Below are 18378 nucleotides of genomic sequence, written 5' to 3'. Positions count from 1 at the left end.
CCCCCTGTGCGTTCGTGAACGCTCGTCGAGCCGCCGGGAGGCGGCTACTCCGCGTTCATCTGCCGGGGTACTGAAGCTATTCCGGGACCCGTTCGACCCGTCCTACGTCCGGCCGCTCGCGCCACAGCCGCAGCGCGATGTCGATCAACGGGACGCGGCGCAGGCCCGACACGTCGTCCAGCGGGTGCCAGGCGGCCATGTCGGTGGAGCCGCCGATCTCGTTGCGCAGCTCGCCGCCGACGATCCGGCCCTCGTAGACGAGGCGGAGGCCGTGTTGGTCCACCTTGCGGCGGTAGCTCCACGGGATGACGTGGTGGAGGGAGTCCATGCCGAGGAATTCGGTGACCTCGATGTGGTAGCCGGTCTCCTCCTCCAGCTCGCGTACGACCGTGTCGTTGGGGTGCTCGCCGTGGTCCATGCCGCCGCCGGGGAGGACCCACTCGTATCCGCCGCCCTCGGCGGGGGAACGGGCGAGCAGGAGTTGGCCGTCGCGGACGCAGACGGCGTAGGCGGCGACCCTCAGTTTCTTGCGCACGTTGGTGAAGCTAGGCGCTTCGGTGGGGGTGGCGCATGTGGATTTTCGGCTTACGCGCCGTTGGGGCTGGTCGCGCAGTTCCCCGCGCCCCTGACGGTGCGCTCAGCGCTCCGGGGTTGGGTTGGCAGGGGAGTATTCGGGGGCCGACCAGCGCAGTGGGAGTGCGGCGGCGGTCTCTATGGCCTCGTCGAGGATGAAACGCACCCTCCGCTCCCCGTCCTCCCCGAACTCCGTCCTTGCCTCACCGGTGAGTTGGAGTGTGGTGCCCGTCGTCCAGTCCAGGAAGAGGAGGCCCGCGCGTGGGTCGGCCAGGATGTTGCCGAGGCTCAGGAACATGGCGTTGCCGGCGTAGTCCGGCCAGGTCAGTTCGTGGGGTGAAACTGCTTGTACGAAGCCGGGGTTGCCGCCCCGGTGGCTGGCGTCGGCGCCGTGGTCGTGGACGGTGGCGAGGAAGAAGGTGTCGGCCGCCGCGATGAACTCGGCCTGGGCGGGGGTGAGTTCGCTGCCGTGCCGGGCGGGCGCCGGTACTCGGTCCGCGAGTGTCTCGTAGGACTCTCTCCGCTGGATGTATTTGGGGCAGTTGGAGAACACCCGCTCCGCCTCGATCGTGAACCCCCTTGCCGTGGCGCGGAGTTGGCCGTCGACTCGCATACGGCGGCGGGTGCGGGGGTCGAGGGCGATCGTGCCGACCGGCAGGTCCTGTGCGGCGGTGAGGGCCGGGGCGAGGGGGTCGGCGGGGCGCGGGCCGCCGGTGACCGAGATCTGGTGGGGGCCCGTCGCCCGTACGAAACCGGGTGGGCCGGTGAGCGGGGAGGCCCAGACCCGGGTCGTCGTCGGGTCGGCGGCGCCCAGGATCAGGAGGGGCTGGAGTTCCAGGAAGGCGGCGGCGATGGGTTTGATGCCCTGGCCGATGATCTGGCCGACGTGGTCGGCGATGTCGCGCACACCCGCCCGGTCCTGCACGGCACGGGATCCCGCGTGGTACGTCCGCATGGCGGCCATGGTTAGAAGAAGCCGCAGGTCGGGGCTTCGGTGTGCGGGGCGGGGGCGTGTTCGGCGCCGGTCGGCACGGAGATCTCCAGGCGGGTGCCGTCCGGGTCGTGGAAGAAGATGCCGCCGGAGGCCGCGCCCTCGCGGTGGGCGACCACGCCTTCGTACGCGAAGTCGGCGCCGTAGGCCTTGAGTTCCGCCTCGTACCGCTCGACCTGCTCGATGGAGTCGGCCGTGAAGGCGAGGTGGTGGAGGCCCGCGCGGTCGCCGCCGTACGGCCCCTGCGCCTGCTGCCAGAGGGTGAGGACGGGGCGGTCGCCGCCGTCGCCGAGGAACGCGTACCGGCGGTCGTCGTCCTCCTTGCCCTCGGCGAGGACGGCGAAGCCGAGGACGTCCCGGTAGAAGGCGAGCGAGCGGTCGAGGTCGGTGACGTTCAGGCCGATGTGGCCGGCGTGCAGGGTCATGGAAGCTCTCCTCTGGTCTAACCGTTGTGAGCGACATTAAGGGTTAGAATCGACAGGGTCAACCGGTCACGTACTCTTGACCGGTTAGATCAGAAGGGACACCTCCGTGACCACGACCCCCGACCCCCGCCCGCTCATCGGCGAACCGCTCGCCCTCGATCTGCTCAACACGCGGTGGATGAAGGACGGGGTCGTGCAGGATCTGCTCTCCGGCCCCCGCGGGCTCGCCGTATGGCTCGGCTCGGCCGGGCTCGGCGAGCGGTTCGAGGCGAACCCGATCACCCTGGCGCACACCAAGATCGCGCGCGACGCGCTCCACGTGGTGGTGGACGGCTCGCTCGCACAAGGCGCGGAGAACCTCGACCTCGTGCTCGACCAGGGGCGGATCCGGGCCACGCTCACCGCCGAAGGCCCCGGCGAGATCCCCGAGTTCGACGACCCGCGGTGGGGCCCCGGCTGGCTCGCCGCCCGCAACTACCTGGAGTTGCTCGCCGCCGCCCCCGACCGCATCCGCCGCTGCGCCCACGAGGCGTGCGTCCTGCACTTCTACGACACGTCGCGGAACGGCACCCGGCGCTGGTGCTCGATGGCGGCCTGCGGCAACCGCGCGAAGGCGTCCCGCCACTACACGCGCGTGAAGGAGTCCTGAACCCCCTGCCGGACAGGGGGTTTTCCCCATACATCCATATCGATTCGGTCAACACTTCCCAAACAACTGTTCCTTGGGTAAAGCTGTGCGCTCGTCCGGCACTGGATTCTTCACCTACAAGGGATGCCGATGACCCTCAACCCCAAGAGACGTGTGGCCCGAATATCCGTGGCCGCCGGTCTCGTCGCCGCGCTCTCCGCGGCCGGGCCGATACCCATGGCCTTCTCCGCCGACGCGCCGTCCACCACCGCGCCCACGGACGGGACCGTCAAGTCCGCGGCCGCCAAGCTCGGTTCGGACGACGCCGATCTGCTCGCCGCGGCCAAGGCCGACGGCGACAAGAACGTCACGCTGATGATCGCGACCGCTCCGGGCCAGACCGAGCAGGTCGCCGACCAGCTGGACGCGGTCAAGGGCGGCACCGTGGGCCGCACCTACGACAAACTCGGCTACGTCCGCGCCACCGTCCCGACCGGCAAGGCCGACGCGGCGATCGCCGCCGCCGCGAAGCTGTCCTCGGTGCACGGCATCGACCTGCGCCAGGAGATCGCGCTCGACGACCCGACGCCCAGCGCGGACACCGCGACCAGTGCCAAGAGCGCCAACAAGGCGACGACGAAGGCCACTTACTCGGGGCCGAGCAAGACCACCCCCGCCGAGAACCCGTACAACCCGTCCTTCGAGACGGGCGCCGTCGACTTCGTGAAGAAGAACCCGAAGGCGGACGGCCGCGGCATCACCATCGGCATCCTGGACTCCGGTGTCGACCTCGGTCACCCTGCGCTGCAGAAGACCACCACCGGCGAGCGCAAGATCGTGGACTGGGTCACCTCGACCGACCCGGTCAACGACGGCGACGCCACCTGGCGGCGGATGACCACGGCCGTCTCCGGCCCGGCGTTCTCGATCACCACGGCCAGTCAGGGCACCGAGAACTTCAAGGCGCCCGCGGGCGACTACAAGTTCAGCTACTTCGCCGAGTCCGCCACCACCGGCGGTGACGAGAAGGGCGACCTGAACCGGGACGGCGACACCACCGACGTCTGGGGCGTGCTCTACGACCCCGCCGCCGGCACCGTCCGCGTCGACCTGAACGACAACCTCGACTTCACCGACGACACGCCGATGAAGCCGTACAAGGACGGCTACCAGATCGGCTACTTCGGGACGGACAACCCGGCGACCGACGTCGTCGAGCGCGTCCCGTTCGTCGTCGAGATCCGCAAGGACGTCGTCTACAACGCGTCCGGCGCGAAGGCCGACTACGTCAACATCGGCGTCATCGAGTCCGAGCACGGCACCCACGTCGCCGGTATCACCGCGGCCAACGGCCTGTTCGGCGGCAAGATGAACGGCGCGGCCCCGGGCGCGAAGATCGTCTCCTCGCGCGCCTGCACCTGGACCGGCGGCTGCACCAACGTGGCGCTCACCGAGGGCATGATCGACCTCGTCGCCAACCGCGGTGTCGACATCGTCAACATGTCGATCGGCGGCCTGCCCGCCCTGAACGACGGCAACAACGCGCGCGCCGAGCTGTACACGCGGCTCATCGACACCTACGGCGTGCAGCTCGTGATCTCGGCCGGCAACTCCGGTCCGGGCGCCAACACGATCGGCGACCCCGGCCTGGCCGACAAGGTGATCTCGGTCGGCGCGGCCATCTCCAAGGAGACCTGGGCCGCCAACTACGGCTCGCAGGTGGAGAAGAAGTACCAGCTGCTGCCGTTCTCCTCGCGCGGCCCGCGTGAGGACGGCGGCTTCACGCCGACGCTCGTCGCGCCCGGCGCCTCGATCAACTCCACCCAGACCTGGCTGCCGGGCGCCCCGGTCGCCGAGGCGGGCTACACCCTGCCGGCCGGCTACTCGATGCTCCAGGGCACCTCGATGGCCTCCCCGCAGGCCGCGGGCGCCTCGGCGCTGCTGCTGAGCGCCGCCAAGCAGAAGCACATCACCCTCACCCCGGCGACGCTGCGCACCGCGCTGACCTCGACGGCCCACCACATCAAGGGCGTTCAGGCCTACGAGGAGGGCGCGGGCCTCATCGACATCGTGGACGCGTGGCAGTCCATCAGGGACGACGCCACCGCCCACGAGTACACGGTGAAGGCTCCCGTCGACACCGCGATCGACTTCGCGCTGAAGACCCCGGGCTTCGGCACCGGTCTCTACGACCGCGAGGGCGGCCTCAAGGCCGGCGCGAAGAAGACGTACGACGTCGTCATCACCCGAACCACGGGCAGCGACAAGGCCGTTCGGCACGAACTGAGCTTCGCGAACAACGCCGGTGGCACCTTCCGGATCGTCGGCTCGGACGAGGTCAAGCTCCCGCTGAACCAGCCGGTCACCGTCAAGGTGCAGGCGGCGCCCAGGAGTTCGGGCATCAAGAGCGCGATCCTTGAGGTCGACGACCCGAAGACCGAGGGCGTCGACAAGCAGATCCTGACGACGGTCGTGGTCTCCACCCCGGTCAACTACACCTTCTCCAAGTCGAGTTCGGTGCAGCGCAACAGCACGCAGTCGTACTTCCTGACCGTCCCCGAGGGCGCGAAGGCCCTTGAGGTCGCGATCGGCGGGCTGAAGGACAAGAGCCAGACGCGGTTCATCTCGATCCACCCGTACGGCGTTCCGGTCGAGGACACCGGCACCCCGTACTGCTACAACAACTACCTCGACGGCAACGGCTGCAAGCCCGACGTGCGCTCGTACGCCGACCCGCAGGCCGGTGTCTGGGAGATCGAGGTCGAGGCGCGCCGCACCTCGCCGCTGCTCGACAACCCGTACAAGCTGGACGCCACCGTCCTCGGCGCGGCCTTCGACCCGGAGACCGTGACCGTGCCCGAGGCCAAGGTCGGCGTCCCGGCCACCGCCTCGTGGAAGGTGACCAACAACTACGCGGCCCTGGACGGCACGTTGAAGGGCGGCCCGCTCGGTTCCTCGCTGACCGCGCGGCCCACCATCACCGAGGGCGCCACCCAGACCACCACGGTCGACGTGCCCGCCGGCGCCACCTCCCTGGACGTCGTCATCGGCAACGTCTCGGACACGGCGGCGGACCTGGACCTGACCGTGTACAACTCCGCCGGTACGGTCGTCGGCCAGTCCGCCGACGGCGACTCGGAGGAGGCGGTCTCGATCGCCAACCCGCCCGCCGGGACCTACACCGTCGAGGTCGCGGGCTACTCGGTGCCGTCCGGCTCGACCGCGTACGACTACCGGGACGTCTTCTTCTCCCCGGCGCTCGGCACGGTCTCCGTCGACGGTTCGACGCCGGTGAAGCTCGCCACGGGCGCCTCGGCGACCGTCTCCGGCAGCGTCACGGCCCTGGCCCCCGCTCCTGAGGGACGCGAGTTCTTCGGCCAGGTCCAGCTGGTCAACGCGCGCGGCACGGTCGCGGGCCTGGGCAGCGTGAAGATCGAGAAGGTCACGTCGTAGCACGACGTACGACAGACGGGGCGGGCGTCCGTGCGGGCGCCCGCCCTTCTCGCTGTCAGCCGGTCGGGCAGGCGCCCGAGCCCGTGCCGGCGCCGGTGAGTGCCCCGACGATCGCGGCACGGTCCGCGGCGACCGCGTCCTCGCCGACCACCCAGAGGGTCGCCGTGTGCGCGCCCTTCGGGACTCCGACCAGCACATGCTGTCCCTGGCGCGGCGCCGGACTGGCCCCGGCGGGCAGCACGACCGTGACGTCGGCCGGGCCGCTCGCGGGCCGGTAGGAACGGGTGACGGCGACCGTGATCCGTTTGCGCGGGTCGGAACTCGGCTGCACGCCCGTCACGGTCCCCTCGACCAGGAGGCTGGAGCAGGCCACGTACAGCTCCGGGTCGGACAGCGGGCCCGGGGCCTTGGAGCCCTCGTCGGCGCCGCCCGCCGCCTTCGAGTCCGCGTTGCTGCTCGACGCCGAGTTCACGCTGCCGCTGTGCGCGACCAGCCAGGAGAGCCCGGTGATCATCCCCGCCACCACCGCCAGCGCGAGCGTGCCGTAGGCGAGGACGCGCAGCGCGGGACGGCGTCGCCGGGCGGGACGGCGCAGCGTGCTCACGCGTTCGGGTTCCGGTCGCGGCGGGGGTACGGAGAGCGCCTCCCCGATGATCCCCAACTGCTCCCGCAGCAGCGCCACATCGGCCGTCGCGGCCCGGTGCTCGGCCATATAGGCGGCGTCCGCGCGGGCCGGCTCCGGCACCGGCTCGCCCGTGATCGCGGCCATCAGCGCGTCCACGCCGTCGTATTCCTCGTTCTGCGTGGCCACGTCACACCACCTCGTCCTCGTGCAGCCGGTCGCGCAGCGCGCGGACCGCCGTGTGCAGCCTGCTTTTGACCGTGCCCTCCGGGATGCCCAGCTCGTGCGCTATGGAACGCACCGGCAGGTCGGCGAAGAAGCGGAGGACGAGGACCTGGCGCTGCTGGTCGGGCAGCTCGTCCAGGCCCTGCGCCACCGCCATGGACAGGACACTCGTGTCCTCGCCGGAGGGGTGCTCCAGCTGGCGCAGGGAGGCCAGCCGCTCCCCCACCCGCTCCTGGCGGCGCTTGGCCCGGTGCCAGTCCATGGCGAAGTTCGAGGCGACGACCGCCGCCCACGCCGAGACGTCACGCGGTGCCTCGTCGCCCTTCGCCGCCCGCTCCAGCAACCGCAGCCGTACCTGCTGGACCCCGTCCGGCAGATCCGCCTGCGGCACCCCGCCGAGGGCGAGCACCGCCCGCACCCGCCGCTCCTGGGCCGCGTCCAGAGGATCGTCACCCTCCCGGACCCGGCGGGCCGTTCTGCGCAGCACAAGCCACCCCCTTCCCGCGTTTCCTCTACGACGCCGCAGCGCACGGAAACGTTCGGAGACGTAGGTCACACCGGCAAGGGCCGTGTCCCATTCCTCGGGCATGCGGGGCAAAGAATTGGACAGGTTGACCCGGGTCGGCCGCATGATGGAAACGCCGCAGATGTACAGGAACAGGTGAAGGAGTCGCTGTGAGGGTCGGAATCGTCGGAGCCACCGGTCAGGTCGGCACGGTCATGCGCAGGATCCTCGTCGAGCGGAACTTCCCGACGACCGAGCTGCGTCTGTTCGCCTCGGCCCGTTCGGCGGGGACGGTCCTCGACGGTGTGACGGTGGAGGACGCGGCCACCGCCGACTACTCCGGCCTCGACATCGTGCTGTTCTCGGCGGGCGGCGCGACCTCCAAGGCGCTGGCCGAGAAGGTCGCCTCGCAGGGCGCGGTCGTCATCGACAACTCCTCGGCCTGGCGCAAGGACCCGCAGGTCCCGCTGGTCGTCTCGGAGGTCAACCCGCACGCGATCGTCGACCGCCCCAAGGGCATCATCGCCAACCCGAACTGCACGACGATGGCCGCGATGCCGGTCCTGAAGCCGCTGCACGCGGAGGCGGGGCTTGAGGCGCTTGTCGTCGCCACATACCAGGCGGTGTCCGGCTCCGGTGTGGCCGGTGTGGCCGAACTGCACGGCCAGGCGCTGAAGGTCGTCGCCGACGCGGACAAGCTCACGCACGACGGCAGCGCGGTCGACTTCCCCGAGCCGCAGGTCTACAAGCGGCCCATCGCCTTCAACGTGCTGCCGCTCGCGGGCTCGATCGTCGACGACGGCCTGAACGAGACCGACGAGGAGCAGAAGCTCCGCAACGAGTCCCGCAAGATCCTGGAGATCCCGGAGCTGAAGGTCTCCGGCACGTGTGTCCGGGTCCCGGTCTTCTCGGGCCACTCCCTCCAGGTCAACGCCCGTTTCGCCCGGCCGATCTCGGTGGAGCGCGCGACGGAACTCCTCGGCGGCGCCCCGGGCGTGGCCCTCTCCGACATCCCGACCCCCCTCCAGGCCGCCGGCCAGGACCCGTCCTACGTCGGCCGCATCCGCGCGGACGAGACGGTCGAGAACGGCCTCGCCCTGTTCGTCTCCAACGACAACCTCCGCAAGGGCGCCGCGCTGAACGCGGTACAGATCGCGGAGCTGGTGGCGGCGGAACTCCAGAGCTGACCGGTTTTCCTCGCCCCCGCCGCCCCTACCCGTCCCGTCCCTCTGGGGCTCCGCCCCAGACCCCGCTCCTCAAACGCCGGAGGGGCTGATTTCGGGTCGCTGTACCTCGTAGTAGAAGCACCCGTACTCGACGGCCCGGACGTGGACGAGGACCACGGACGGGTCGTCGAAGGCCCTGCGGAAGGCGTCGTCGTCGAGGGTGTCGACCAGTTCGCCCCCGAGGATGTGGCCCTCGGCGGAGTAGCGGCGCAGCACCCGGTGGGCGTCCGCGAAGGGGTGCCCGGAGCCGGCCGCAGGCCCCCCGCACTCCTCCGCGTGGACGAACACCGGACCCTGCTCGTCGTACGCCCCGGGCCGGGCCCCCGTTTCCGCAGCCCAGCGCCGCAACGGGGCGTAGGAGACCAGGGCGATCCGCTCCCCCGGCTCGCTGCGGCGCAGGCAGCAGCGGAGCGGAGCGCCGCCCTCCTCATCGAGTGCGGGAACCATTCCGCGCCCCGCATCGTCAGCAGAGCGCAGCTCCTTCAGAACCGTGGGGTCGATGGGTCGTGCCGTGTACGTCGTCATGACTCCAGGCTCGCGCTCGTCCGCCCCGCTGACCGGCGGGATACGGACATCGCGTTCGGGTCAGGTCCCGTGGAAGGATGGCGCAACCCACACATAACGAGGAGATGACCGCGTGCCTGGCACAAACCTGACTCGCGAAGAGGCGCAGCAGCGGGCAACGCTGCTCACCGTTGACTCGTACGAGATCGATCTCGACCTCTCCGGCGCGCAGGAGGGCGGGACCTACAGGTCCGCGACGACGGTGCGCTTCGATGTGACGGAGGGTGGCGCCGAGTCCTTCATCGACCTGATCGCCCCGGCCGTCCACGAGGTGACGCTGAACGGCGACCCCCTCGACCCCGACGAGGTCTTCAAGGACTCGCGGATCGCGCTGGCCGGGCTGTTGGAAGGGCCCAACGTCCTGCGGGTCGTCGCGGACTGCGCTTACACCAACACCGGTGAGGGACTGCACCGGTTCGTCGACCCGGTCGACCAACAGGCCTACCTCTACACCCAGTTCGAGGTCCCGGACGCGCGCCGCGTGTTCGCGAGCTTCGAGCAGCCGGATCTGAAGGCCACCTTCCAGTTCACCGTGAAGGCGCCGACGGGCTGGACCGTCGTCTCCAACTCCCCGACGCCCGAACCCCGGGACGACACCTGGGTGTTCGAGCCGACGCCCCGTATCTCGACGTACATCACCGCGCTCATCGTCGGGCCGTACCACTCCGTCCACAGCGTGTACGAGAAGGACGGGCAGTCCGTCCCGCTCGGCATCTACTGCCGGCCCTCGCTCGCCGAATACCTCGACTCCGACGCCATCTTCGAGGTGACACGGCAGGGCTTCGAGTGGTTCCAGGAGAAGTTCGCCTACCAGTACCCGTTCAAGAAGTACGACCAGCTGTTCGTCCCGGAGTTCAACGCGGGCGCGATGGAGAACGCGGGCGCGGTGACCATCCGCGACCAGTACGTGTTCCGGTCGAAGGTCACGGACGCCGCGTACGAGGTGCGGGCCTCCACGATCCTGCACGAGCTGGCCCACATGTGGTTCGGCGACCTGGTCACCATGGAGTGGTGGAACGACCTGTGGCTGAACGAGTCGTTCGCCACCTACGCCGAGGCCGCCTGCCAGGCGTACGCCCCGCAGTCGCGCTGGCCGCACTCGTGGACGACCTTCGCCAACTCCATGAAGACGTGGGCCTACCGGCAGGACCAACTGCCCTCCACCCACCCGATCATGGCCGAGATCAACGACCTCGACGACGTGCTCGTCAACTTCGACGGCATCACGTACGCCAAGGGCGCGAGCGTCCTGAAGCAGCTCGTCGCGTATGTCGGCATGGACGAGTTCTTCGCGGGCGTGCAGGCGTACTTCAAGCGGCACGCGTTCGGCAACACCCGGCTCTCCGACCTCCTCGGCGCGCTGGAGGAGACCTCCGGGCGTGATCTGAAGGCCTGGTCGAAGCTGTGGCTGGAGACGGCCGGCATCAACATCCTGCGTCCGGAGATCGAGACCGACGCCGACGGTGTCATCACCGCCTTCGCGATCCGGCAGCAGGCCCCGGCGCTCCCCGAGGGCGCCAAGGGCGAGCCGACCCTGCGCCCGCACCGCATCGCGGTCGGCCTGTACGAACTCGACGAGGACACCGGCAAGTTGGTGCGCGACGAGCGCGTCGAGCTGGATGTGGACGGCGAGTTGACCGCCGTACCGCAGCTCGTCGGCAAGCGCCGCCCGGACGTGGTGCTGCTCAACGACGACGACCTGTCGTACGCGAAGGTCCGCCTCGACGAGCAGTCGCTGGCCTTCGTCACCGAGCACCTGGGCGACTTCGAGTCCTCCCTCCCGCGCGCCCTGTGCTGGGCCTCGGCCTGGGACATGACCCGCGACGCCGAACTCGCCACCCGCGACTACCTCTCCCTCGTCCTGTCGGGCGTCGGCAAGGAGTCGGACATCGGTGTCGTGCAGTCGCTGCACCGGCAGGTGAAGCTGGCCATCGAGCTGTACGCCGACCCGGCCTCCCGCGAGGCGCTGCTCACCCGCTGGACGGACGCCACGCTGGCGCATCTGCGCTCCGCGGAGGCGGGCGGCGACCACCAGCTGGCGTGGGCCCGCGCGTTCGCGTCCACGGCCCGCACTCCGGAGCAACTGGACCTGCTGGACGCCCTGTTGGAGGGCACGCAGACGATCGAGGGCCTGGCCGTCGACACCGAGCTGCGCTGGGCGTTCGTCGAACGCCTCGCGGCCGTCGGCCGGTTCGACGAGGCGGAGATCGCCGGCGAGTACGAGCGGGACAAGACGGCCGCCGGTGAGCGCCACGCGGCGACCGCCCGTGCCGCCCGCCCGACCGAGGAGGCGAAGGCGGAGGCCTGGGCGCAGGTCGTCGAGTCCGACAAGCTTCCCAACGCCCTTCAGGAAGCGGTGATCTCGGGCTTCGTCCAGACCGACCAGCGCGAACTCCTGGCGCCGTACACGGAGAAGTACTTCGCGGCGGTCAAGGAGATCTGGGACGCCCGTTCGCACGAGATCGCCCAGCAGATCGCGATCGGCCTCTACCCGTCGATCCAGGTCTCCCAGGACACCCTGGACCGCACGGACACCTGGCTGACCACCGCCGAACCCAACGCGGCCCTGCGCCGCCTGGTCTCGGAGTCCCGGTCCGGTGTGGAGCGCGCACTGAAGGCCCAGGCCGCGGACGCGGCCGCTTCGTAGTCACTTCTTCTACGGCCGTGAGGGGCGCCCGGCGATCCGCCGGGCGCCCTTCGCCGTCCCTCAGCCCGGGAACATCCCGCCCGTGACATTCACGAACGTGCCGGTGATGCTCGCCGCGTGGTCCGAGGCGAGGAACACGGCGGTCGCGGTGATCTCGGCGAGAGTGGGGTTGCGGCGGGTCATGCGCAGGCTGGACAGGTGGTCCAGAATCCCCTGGATCGCCGCCTCGTTGAGGTCGGGGTTGACCTTGCCGAGCTTCTCGATCGTGAGTGTCTCGGGGATGCCCGCGGCCCACAGTCCGACGGCACGCACCCCGCGGGGGCCCAGCTCCATCGCCAGGTTGCGCACCAGGCTGTCGGTCGCCGCGTCGGCCGGACCGGTGCCGCCCATCATCGGACTGCCGTGCGCGGAACCGCTGTTGAGGGTGAGGACGACCCCGCTGCCGCGCTCGGCCATCCGGCGGGCGGCGGCGCGGGCGGTGATGAAGTTGGCGCGGGTGCCGTTGATGACCGGCCGCAGGAAGTCGTCGACGGGCATGTCGGTGATCGGCATTCCCTGCACGTCGCCGCGCGAGACGAGGTTGAAGGACACGTCCAAGTCCCCGACACGGGCGAGGTGTTCCTCCACGGCCGCCTCGTCGAGCGCGTCGACGACGGCCACCTCGGCGTCCCTGAGACCGATGTCCTTGATGTCGGCGGCCACGGCCTCCAGCGTCTCCCGGGTGCGTCCCACGAGGTGGACGCGGGCGCCCTCGGCGGCGAAGGCACGGGCGACCGCGCCGCCGATCGAGCCACCGGCGCCGTAGACGACCGCGATCTTGTCGGTGAGCAGCATGGTGAACTCCTAGTGGGCCGAGATGTAGGTGTCGTTCGTGTCGGCCATACAGACGCACACGGAGCCCACCACTCATCGGTCACAGCCGCAGCGGCAGTCCGAAGGCCGGGAACAGGTGCGGTTCGAAGGAGGTGATCTCCACGATCCGGTCGTCGGCGCCGAAGCGGAGCACGTCGAGAACTTGCGCGCGGTAGACGGTCGTTCCGGGCCGTCGGACGTAGCCACCCGCCGCGAGCTGCCCGTTGGCGCGGGCGGGAAAATGTCGCCAATGCCCCAGGAACATGGGCGAGTCGGCGTCGAGACTGACACTCAGGAACTCCACGAGCGCGTCGCGGCCGGTGAACCAGAACGGGTTCGGCGGCATGGTGAGGGTGACGTCCTCGCTGAGCAGGGCGGCGACCTCGGACAGGTCGAGGCGTTCGGCGGCGGCCATGTACCGCTTGACCAGGGCGCGTTGGTGCTCGGTGGGTCCCTCGGCCGTCCAGTCCGCACGCCGGCCGGGGAGCCGGTCGCGCAGGGTGGGGCGGGCGCGTTGCAGCGCGCTGTTGACCGAGGCCACGGTCATGTCGAGGGCCTCGCCGGTCTCGACGGCGGTCAGCCCGAGGACGTCCCGCAGCACCAGCACCGCGCGCTGGCGCGGCGGGAGATGCTGGACGGCGGCCAGGAAGACCAGTTCGAGGGTCTCGCGGGAGACGGCGGCGGCCTCCGGCTGCTCCTCGGCGGAGGGCAACTCGTCGTCGGGGTAGGGCTGGAGCCAGGTGATCCGGGCGGGTGGCTCGCCGCCGCCGTGGTTCATGCCGGGCAACGGCTCGTAGCGCTTGGGGCGGCGGGCCGTACGGCGCTGGAAGTCCAGGCAGGCGTTGGTGGCGATGCGATACAGCCAGGTGCGGGCACCGGCCCGCCCCTGAAAGGTGTCCCGGGCCCGCCAGGCCCGCAGGAACGTCTCCTGCACCAGGTCCTCGGCGTCGTCGTACGACCCGGTCATGCGGTAGCAGTGGACCTGGATCTCACGGCGGTGGGACTCGACGAGCGCGGCGAAGTCGCCTTCGTCGAGCGGGACTTCCGTAACGGCCGTACGGGTGACGGATTCCTGAGCGGTGTCGCGCGCCGTGCGGGCCACCCGCCGCAGCCGCGCGACGGACGACGACAGTTCCGTCACCCCGGAGTAGAAGACGGAGGGCGGCTGCGGCACCAGCTCCTCCACCTGCCGGCCGATCTCCTTGATCAGCCCCTCGACACCGACCTCGGCGCTCCCCCGTCGCTCCCGGTAGGCCTTCTGCCGGCAGGCGGCGGAGCAGTAGACGGAACGCCGGCCGGTACGGCCCGTCCGTGCGGTGAGCGGCTTGCCACAACTGGGGCAGGATTCAACGGCCACGGGCGCCTCCGGCGTTGCGTCACGGCGTTCCCGCGTGACGCTACCCCCCGGACGGAAACGGCAGGGGTACGCGCCCCGAGCTGCCCGGCCACCGTCGCCCCGAACGCCAGCGCCATCCCCGCCACCTGCACGGGCGTGAGCGCCTGTCCGAGCGCCGCCCAGCCGACGACGGCCGCGGTCAGCGGGGACAGCGGGCCGAGCAGGGTGACCTGGGTGGCGGAGAGCCGGCCGATGCCGCGGAACCAGAGCCAGTACGCGACCGCCGTGTTCGCCAGCGCGAGGTAGAGATAGCCGCCGATCGCCCGGCCGTCGAGCGCGGGCGGCGCCCCCTCGGCCAGGAAGGCGACGGGGGCTATGAGCAGTCCGCCGGCGGTGAGCTGCCAGCCGGTGAGGGCGAGCGGGCCGACGCCGTCGGGGCGGCCCCACCGCTTGGTCAGCACGGTGCCGGTGGACATCGAGGCCGTGGACGCGAGGGCCGCGAGCACACCGACCGGGTCGAGCGCACCGGCCGCCTTCAGTACGACGAGGCTGACGCCGAAGGCCGCGACCGCGCCGGTGAGCACGCTGCGGGCCGTGGGCCGCTGCCCCAGCAGGACTGCCGAGAGGCCGACCACGAACAGCGGCCCGATCGAGCCGACGACCGACGCCATCCCGCCCGGGAGCCGGTACGCGGACAGGAACAGCAGCGGGAAGAAGGCGCCGATGTTCAGCGCGCCGAGCACGGTCGCCTTCCACCACCAGGCCCCGCGCGGCAGCACCCGGGCCAGCGCGAGGAGCACGAGACCGGCGGGGAGGGCGCGCATCAGGCCGGTGAAGAGGGGGCGGTCGGGCGGGAGGAACTGGGTGGTGACGGCGTAGGTGGTGCCCCAGGAGATGGGGGCGAGGGCGGTGAGGACGATGGTGGTGGAGCGGTTCATGCCATCTCCTTCGTAAGTAACTTGCCGCTAATTAGCTTAGCCGCAAGCAACTTTCCGTCAAGTCGCTTTCTTGCGGGCGACCCGTCCACCGGCCGATACTCGACGCATGAGTGCACGCCCGGAGCAGCGCAAGGACCCCGTCGACGCGATCGTCGAGCAGTGGGCGGTGGTGCGGCCCGACCTCGACACCGCCGCGATGGAGGTCTTCGGGCGGATCTTCCGGCTCTCCCGGGCCATGGGCGACAGCATGGAGAAGGCGTACACGCCGTACGGCATCTCACGCGGCGAGTTCGACGTCCTCGCGACCCTGCGCCGGGCCGGTGAGCCGTACACCCTCTCGCCGCGCCAGCTGTCGGCGACGCTGATGCTCACCACGGGCGGCATGACCGGCCGCCTCGACAAACTCGAACGCGCCGGCCTGCTCCGCCGCTCCCCCGACCCGCACGACCGGCGCGGGCTCCAAGTGACCCTGACGGAGAAGGGGTTGACGCTGATCGACGAGGCGGTGGGAGCGGGACTGGCAGCCCAGCAGAAGGCCCTGTCCGCCGCCCTCGACGCGGAACGGGCCGGGCAACTGGCCGATCTACTAAGGGAGTTGCTGAACGGGACGGCGGCCGCCGCGCGGGAGTGACCTCGCTTCGAGGAGCCCGCCGCGTCAGGTGCTGCGCTTGCCCGGCCGCCGGGGCGACCGCCCGTACGCGCCGCGGTAGGCGCGGCGGAAGTGGCTGGGGTCGGCGAACTGCCAGCGTGCCGCGATGTCGGCGACGGTGAACGGGCCGCCCGGAAGGCCGAGTTCGCGGTGGGCGCCTTCGAGACGGCGGCGGCGGACATGGGCCATGACGGACTCGCCGTCCGCGAAGGCCCGGTGGAGGGTGCGGACGGAGACGTTCAGTGCCCGGGCGATGGCGGCCGGGCTCAGGTCCGGGTCCCTCAGCCTGCTGTCGGCGTGGGCGACGGCCGCGGCCCGTAGCGACCGGGGTGGGACGGCGACGGGTGCGTGGGTCCGGATGAGCCCGGTCAGCAGCATGACCAACGCCTCGCCGGCCGCGTGCGTGGCCTCCGGGCCGAGCTGGTCCGCGAGAGACCAGGCGGCGTCGAGATGGGCGAGGAACAGCCGGGACTCCGGGGCCGTGGCGGGAGCGACGGTCAGGGCCGGCAGCCGGGTCCCGTACAGATGGTCGAGCAGGCCGGCCCTGGGCAGCACGAGCACCCTGCAGTCGGTCGGTGCGGTGTAGGCGAACTGCCAGTAGGTGTGCAGGTCACGGATGCAGAGGGTGCCGGGGCCCAGGTCGGCCCGCCGGCCGGTGTCCTCGATGCGCAGGCTTCCGCTCCTGATGACATGGACGGCGACGAGGTCGGCCCGGCCGTCGGCCTCCCCGCTGCCCGAGACGCCCTCGATGGGGTCGCTGAACTGCCTGCTGACGGCGACCTCGCCGACCAGCCGGCGTTCCACCCGGGTGCGGTGGACACCGCGGGTACGGTCCGCGGGCAGCCGCAGCTGCCGTACGTGGGCGAGGTGACCGAGTCCGCGTTGCCACTGCTCGTACAGCAGGTCCTGGCGGTGGGGATGGCGCAGCGGCACATCTATGGACGCCCGCTGCCGCCACTCCGCCGCGTCGGCTGTCTGCGTCCCTGTCACGTGTGTCCCCCCGTCGTGGCACCGATGTTCCTTCCGGCGCCTCGCTCCCGCTTTCTAGTCTGCTGCGGACACGATGACCCGCTTTCGGCCACCGCGGCCACCCACGGCATCGTGCCCGCCGTCGATTCCCGCACCAGAGTGGAGCCCCGCCGTGAACCTGTCCCCGTCCGCCCCCTCGCCGGCCGATGAGGCCGGTGTCCGCGCCGAGCTGACGGAGGCCGCCGCGAAACTCGTACCCATCCTCGCCGGGCAGGCCGAGGAGGGCGAGCGGTTGCGCCGTGTGTCGGACGACGCGGCCCGTGCCCTGCGCGAGGCGGGGATGCTCCGCCTCGCCACCCCGCGCGCCCTCGGCGGCTTCGGAGCCGGGGTGCGGACCACCATGGAGGTGACGGCCGAACTGGCCCGGGGCGACGCCTCCGCCGGCTGGATCGCGAACATCTACACCGGAGGCGGTCTCGTCGCCTCGCTGATGGACGACCGGGCCCGTGCCGAGGTCTGGGGCCAGGACCCCGACGCCGCGGTCGCCGCGTCGCTCACCCCGGCGGGCTCCGCGGTCACCACCGAGGGCGGCGATCTCGTCGTGTCGGGCCGGTGGGGCTGGGCCTCGGGCATCCATCACGCGAGCTGGGTGGCCCTGGCGATCGCGCCGAGCGCCGCCGACCAGCCGCCGTCGATCGCCCTGGTCCCGGTCGAGGACGTCACGGTCGAGGACACCTGGCACGTGGCGGGCATGGCCGGCACCGGCAGCAACACCGTCGTCGCCGACCAGGTGACCGTGCCGGCCCACCGGACGCTGAACATGGGCGCCGTCCTGGCCGGCGCGTACGCCGGCCGCCACGAGGGCGAGCCCCGCAACGCCGTGGCGGTCGCCTCCATGCTCGCCCTCACCGTGGTCGCGCCCATGCTCGGCATGGCCCGGGCCGCCCTGGACCTCACCCTCGCGACGGCGGCCCGCAAGCCCATGTCCCTGACGGTCTACGAGCGCCTCGCCGACTCGCCGAGCGTCCAGCTCGCCGTCGCCGACGCCGCCTCCCTCGTCGACACCGCCCAGCTGCACGCCTACCGGGCCGCCGACGACCTCGACCGCGCCGCCGCCGAGGCCCGGCAGCTCACGATCGACGAGCGCGCCAGGATCCGCATGGACACCGCGGTCGCCGCGACGCGCAGCCGCGAGGCGGTGGACCGCCTGGTCTCCGTGTCCGGCGCGAGCGCCTTCGCCCTGGCCAACCCGCTCCAGCGGATCTGGCGCGACCTGGGCACCGCCTCACGCCACGGCGTCGTCAACCCCGACCTCGGCCGGGAGATCTACGGCCGCAGCCTGCTCGGCATCGCCGAACAGCCCACGTTCATCATCTGACCGGCGGGAGAACACGCCGAGGGCGCCCGCCTCACCGCTGTGGGTGAGGCGGGCGCCCTTCGGAAAAGGTGAGGTCAGGCCTTCGTGCCGGAGGCGGACTTGGCCTTCGGCGCACGGTCCTTGGACTTGTCCAGCACCATGACGAGGCCCGCGATGATCGCGAACAGCGCGAGCGGGATCAGGACATAGAGCCCCAGCGTCTCGGCGACACTCAGGCCGGAGCCCGGGTCGTCACCGTCGTCGCGGGTGAGCGCGAGCGCGGGGGACGTCATGAGCAGCATCATCAGCGTCGTACCGGCAGCCAGGGCGCCGGCGCGCAGGGCGTTCTTCTTGTCCACACCGCAAAAGTAGCGAACGCCCGAACGAGCCGCGCGCCCGGGGGTGCCGTATGGGGCGA

The 18378-nt window shown here is 71.1% G+C and carries 17 protein-coding genes; 6 read left to right on the top strand and 11 right to left on the bottom strand.

The features are described from left to right. Positions 1-76: 76 nt before the first annotated feature. The 3 genes from ACIBJH_RS20200 to ACIBJH_RS20190 all read right to left on the bottom strand — a co-directional run bounded on the left by ACIBJH_RS20200 (position 77) and on the right by ACIBJH_RS20190 (position 1989). Complete coding sequence (locus ACIBJH_RS20200; protein WP_399118180.1) at positions 77-535, bottom strand: NUDIX hydrolase; 459 nt, start codon at positions 533-535, stop codon at positions 77-79. A 102-nt stretch (positions 536-637) separates the two neighbouring features. Further along, the gene (locus tag ACIBJH_RS20195) at positions 638-1528 is read right to left on the bottom strand and encodes a pyridoxamine 5'-phosphate oxidase family protein (RefSeq protein ID WP_399118179.1); all 891 of its coding nucleotides are present in this window, start codon (positions 1526-1528) and stop codon (positions 638-640) included. 11 nt (positions 1529-1539) lie between these two features. Continuing rightward, the gene (locus tag ACIBJH_RS20190; RefSeq protein WP_399118178.1) at positions 1540-1989 is read right to left on the bottom strand and encodes a VOC family protein; all 450 of its coding nucleotides are present in this window, start codon (positions 1987-1989) and stop codon (positions 1540-1542) included. A gap of 106 nt (positions 1990-2095) precedes the next feature. Between ACIBJH_RS20190 and ACIBJH_RS20185 the strand changes: the two genes are divergently transcribed. Further along, positions 2096-2638 (top strand): CGNR zinc finger domain-containing protein, encoded by a 543-nt coding sequence (locus ACIBJH_RS20185; protein WP_399118177.1) that lies wholly within the window; start codon positions 2096-2098, stop codon positions 2636-2638. A 129-nt stretch (positions 2639-2767) separates the two neighbouring features. Next, complete coding sequence (locus ACIBJH_RS20180; protein WP_399118176.1) at positions 2768-6070, top strand: S8 family serine peptidase; 3303 nt, start codon at positions 2768-2770, stop codon at positions 6068-6070. A 55-nt stretch (positions 6071-6125) separates the two neighbouring features. Here the strand turns inward: ACIBJH_RS20180 and ACIBJH_RS20175 are convergent, their stop codons facing one another. Both ACIBJH_RS20175 and ACIBJH_RS20170 read right to left on the bottom strand, forming a co-directional pair. Beyond that, entirely contained in the window at positions 6126-6881 is a 756-nt protein-coding gene (locus tag ACIBJH_RS20175) for a hypothetical protein (protein WP_399118175.1), read from the bottom strand. A gap of 1 nt (position 6882) precedes the next feature. After that, positions 6883-7404 (bottom strand): sigma-70 family RNA polymerase sigma factor, encoded by a 522-nt coding sequence (locus tag ACIBJH_RS20170; protein WP_399118208.1) that lies wholly within the window; start codon positions 7402-7404, stop codon positions 6883-6885. 188 nt (positions 7405-7592) lie between these two features. On the opposite strand from ACIBJH_RS20170, the gene ACIBJH_RS20165 reads away from it, so the two are divergent. After that, complete coding sequence (locus tag ACIBJH_RS20165; RefSeq protein WP_399118174.1) at positions 7593-8609, top strand: aspartate-semialdehyde dehydrogenase; 1017 nt, start codon at positions 7593-7595, stop codon at positions 8607-8609. A gap of 69 nt (positions 8610-8678) precedes the next feature. Here the strand turns inward: ACIBJH_RS20165 and ACIBJH_RS20160 are convergent, their stop codons facing one another. After that, positions 8679-9173, bottom strand: a complete 495-nt coding sequence (locus ACIBJH_RS20160; RefSeq protein ID WP_399118173.1) for a DUF1203 domain-containing protein — start codon at positions 9171-9173, stop codon at positions 8679-8681. 112 nt (positions 9174-9285) lie between these two features. On the opposite strand from ACIBJH_RS20160, the gene pepN reads away from it, so the two are divergent. Beyond that, positions 9286-11859 (top strand): aminopeptidase N, encoded by a 2574-nt coding sequence (gene pepN, locus ACIBJH_RS20155; protein ID WP_399118172.1) that lies wholly within the window; start codon positions 9286-9288, stop codon positions 11857-11859. Between the two features lie 60 nt (positions 11860-11919). Here the strand turns inward: pepN and ACIBJH_RS20150 are convergent, their stop codons facing one another. The 3 genes from ACIBJH_RS20150 to ACIBJH_RS20140 form a co-directional block, all read right to left on the bottom strand. Beyond that, positions 11920-12693: an SDR family NAD(P)-dependent oxidoreductase gene (locus tag ACIBJH_RS20150; RefSeq protein ID WP_399118171.1), complete on the bottom strand. Its 774-nt coding sequence runs from the start codon at positions 12691-12693 to the stop codon at positions 11920-11922. Between the two features lie 79 nt (positions 12694-12772). Beyond that, entirely contained in the window at positions 12773-13921 is a 1149-nt protein-coding gene (locus tag ACIBJH_RS20145; protein ID WP_399118207.1) for a sigma-70 family RNA polymerase sigma factor, read from the bottom strand. Continuing rightward, the gene (locus ACIBJH_RS20140; RefSeq protein WP_399118170.1) at positions 13918-14985 is read right to left on the bottom strand and encodes an EamA family transporter; all 1068 of its coding nucleotides are present in this window, start codon (positions 14983-14985) and stop codon (positions 13918-13920) included. The genes ACIBJH_RS20145 and ACIBJH_RS20140 overlap by 4 nt, the downstream gene beginning before the upstream one ends. A gap of 106 nt (positions 14986-15091) precedes the next feature. Here ACIBJH_RS20140 and ACIBJH_RS20135 point away from each other — a divergent pair, with 106 nt between their 5' ends. Further along, positions 15092-15616, top strand: a complete 525-nt coding sequence (locus ACIBJH_RS20135; protein ID WP_399118169.1) for a MarR family winged helix-turn-helix transcriptional regulator — start codon at positions 15092-15094, stop codon at positions 15614-15616. A gap of 24 nt (positions 15617-15640) precedes the next feature. Here ACIBJH_RS20135 and ACIBJH_RS20130 read toward each other — a convergent pair whose 3' ends face one another. Continuing rightward, entirely contained in the window at positions 15641-16624 is a 984-nt protein-coding gene (locus tag ACIBJH_RS20130) for a helix-turn-helix domain-containing protein (protein ID WP_399118168.1), read from the bottom strand. A gap of 151 nt (positions 16625-16775) precedes the next feature. Here ACIBJH_RS20130 and ACIBJH_RS20125 point away from each other — a divergent pair, with 151 nt between their 5' ends. Then, positions 16776-17981: an acyl-CoA dehydrogenase family protein gene (locus ACIBJH_RS20125; protein ID WP_399118167.1), complete on the top strand. Its 1206-nt coding sequence runs from the start codon at positions 16776-16778 to the stop codon at positions 17979-17981. 74 nt (positions 17982-18055) lie between these two features. On the opposite strand, the gene ACIBJH_RS20120 is transcribed toward ACIBJH_RS20125, so the two are convergent. Next, positions 18056-18319: a hypothetical protein gene (locus ACIBJH_RS20120; protein ID WP_399118166.1), complete on the bottom strand. Its 264-nt coding sequence runs from the start codon at positions 18317-18319 to the stop codon at positions 18056-18058. Positions 18320-18378: the final 59 nt, after the last annotated feature.

The sequence above is a fragment of the Streptomyces sp. NPDC050548 genome (genome assembly GCF_044457385.1).
Classification (GTDB): domain Bacteria; phylum Actinomycetota; class Actinomycetes; order Streptomycetales; family Streptomycetaceae; genus Streptomyces.
This window is presented reverse-complemented; position numbering and strand designations above follow the sequence as displayed.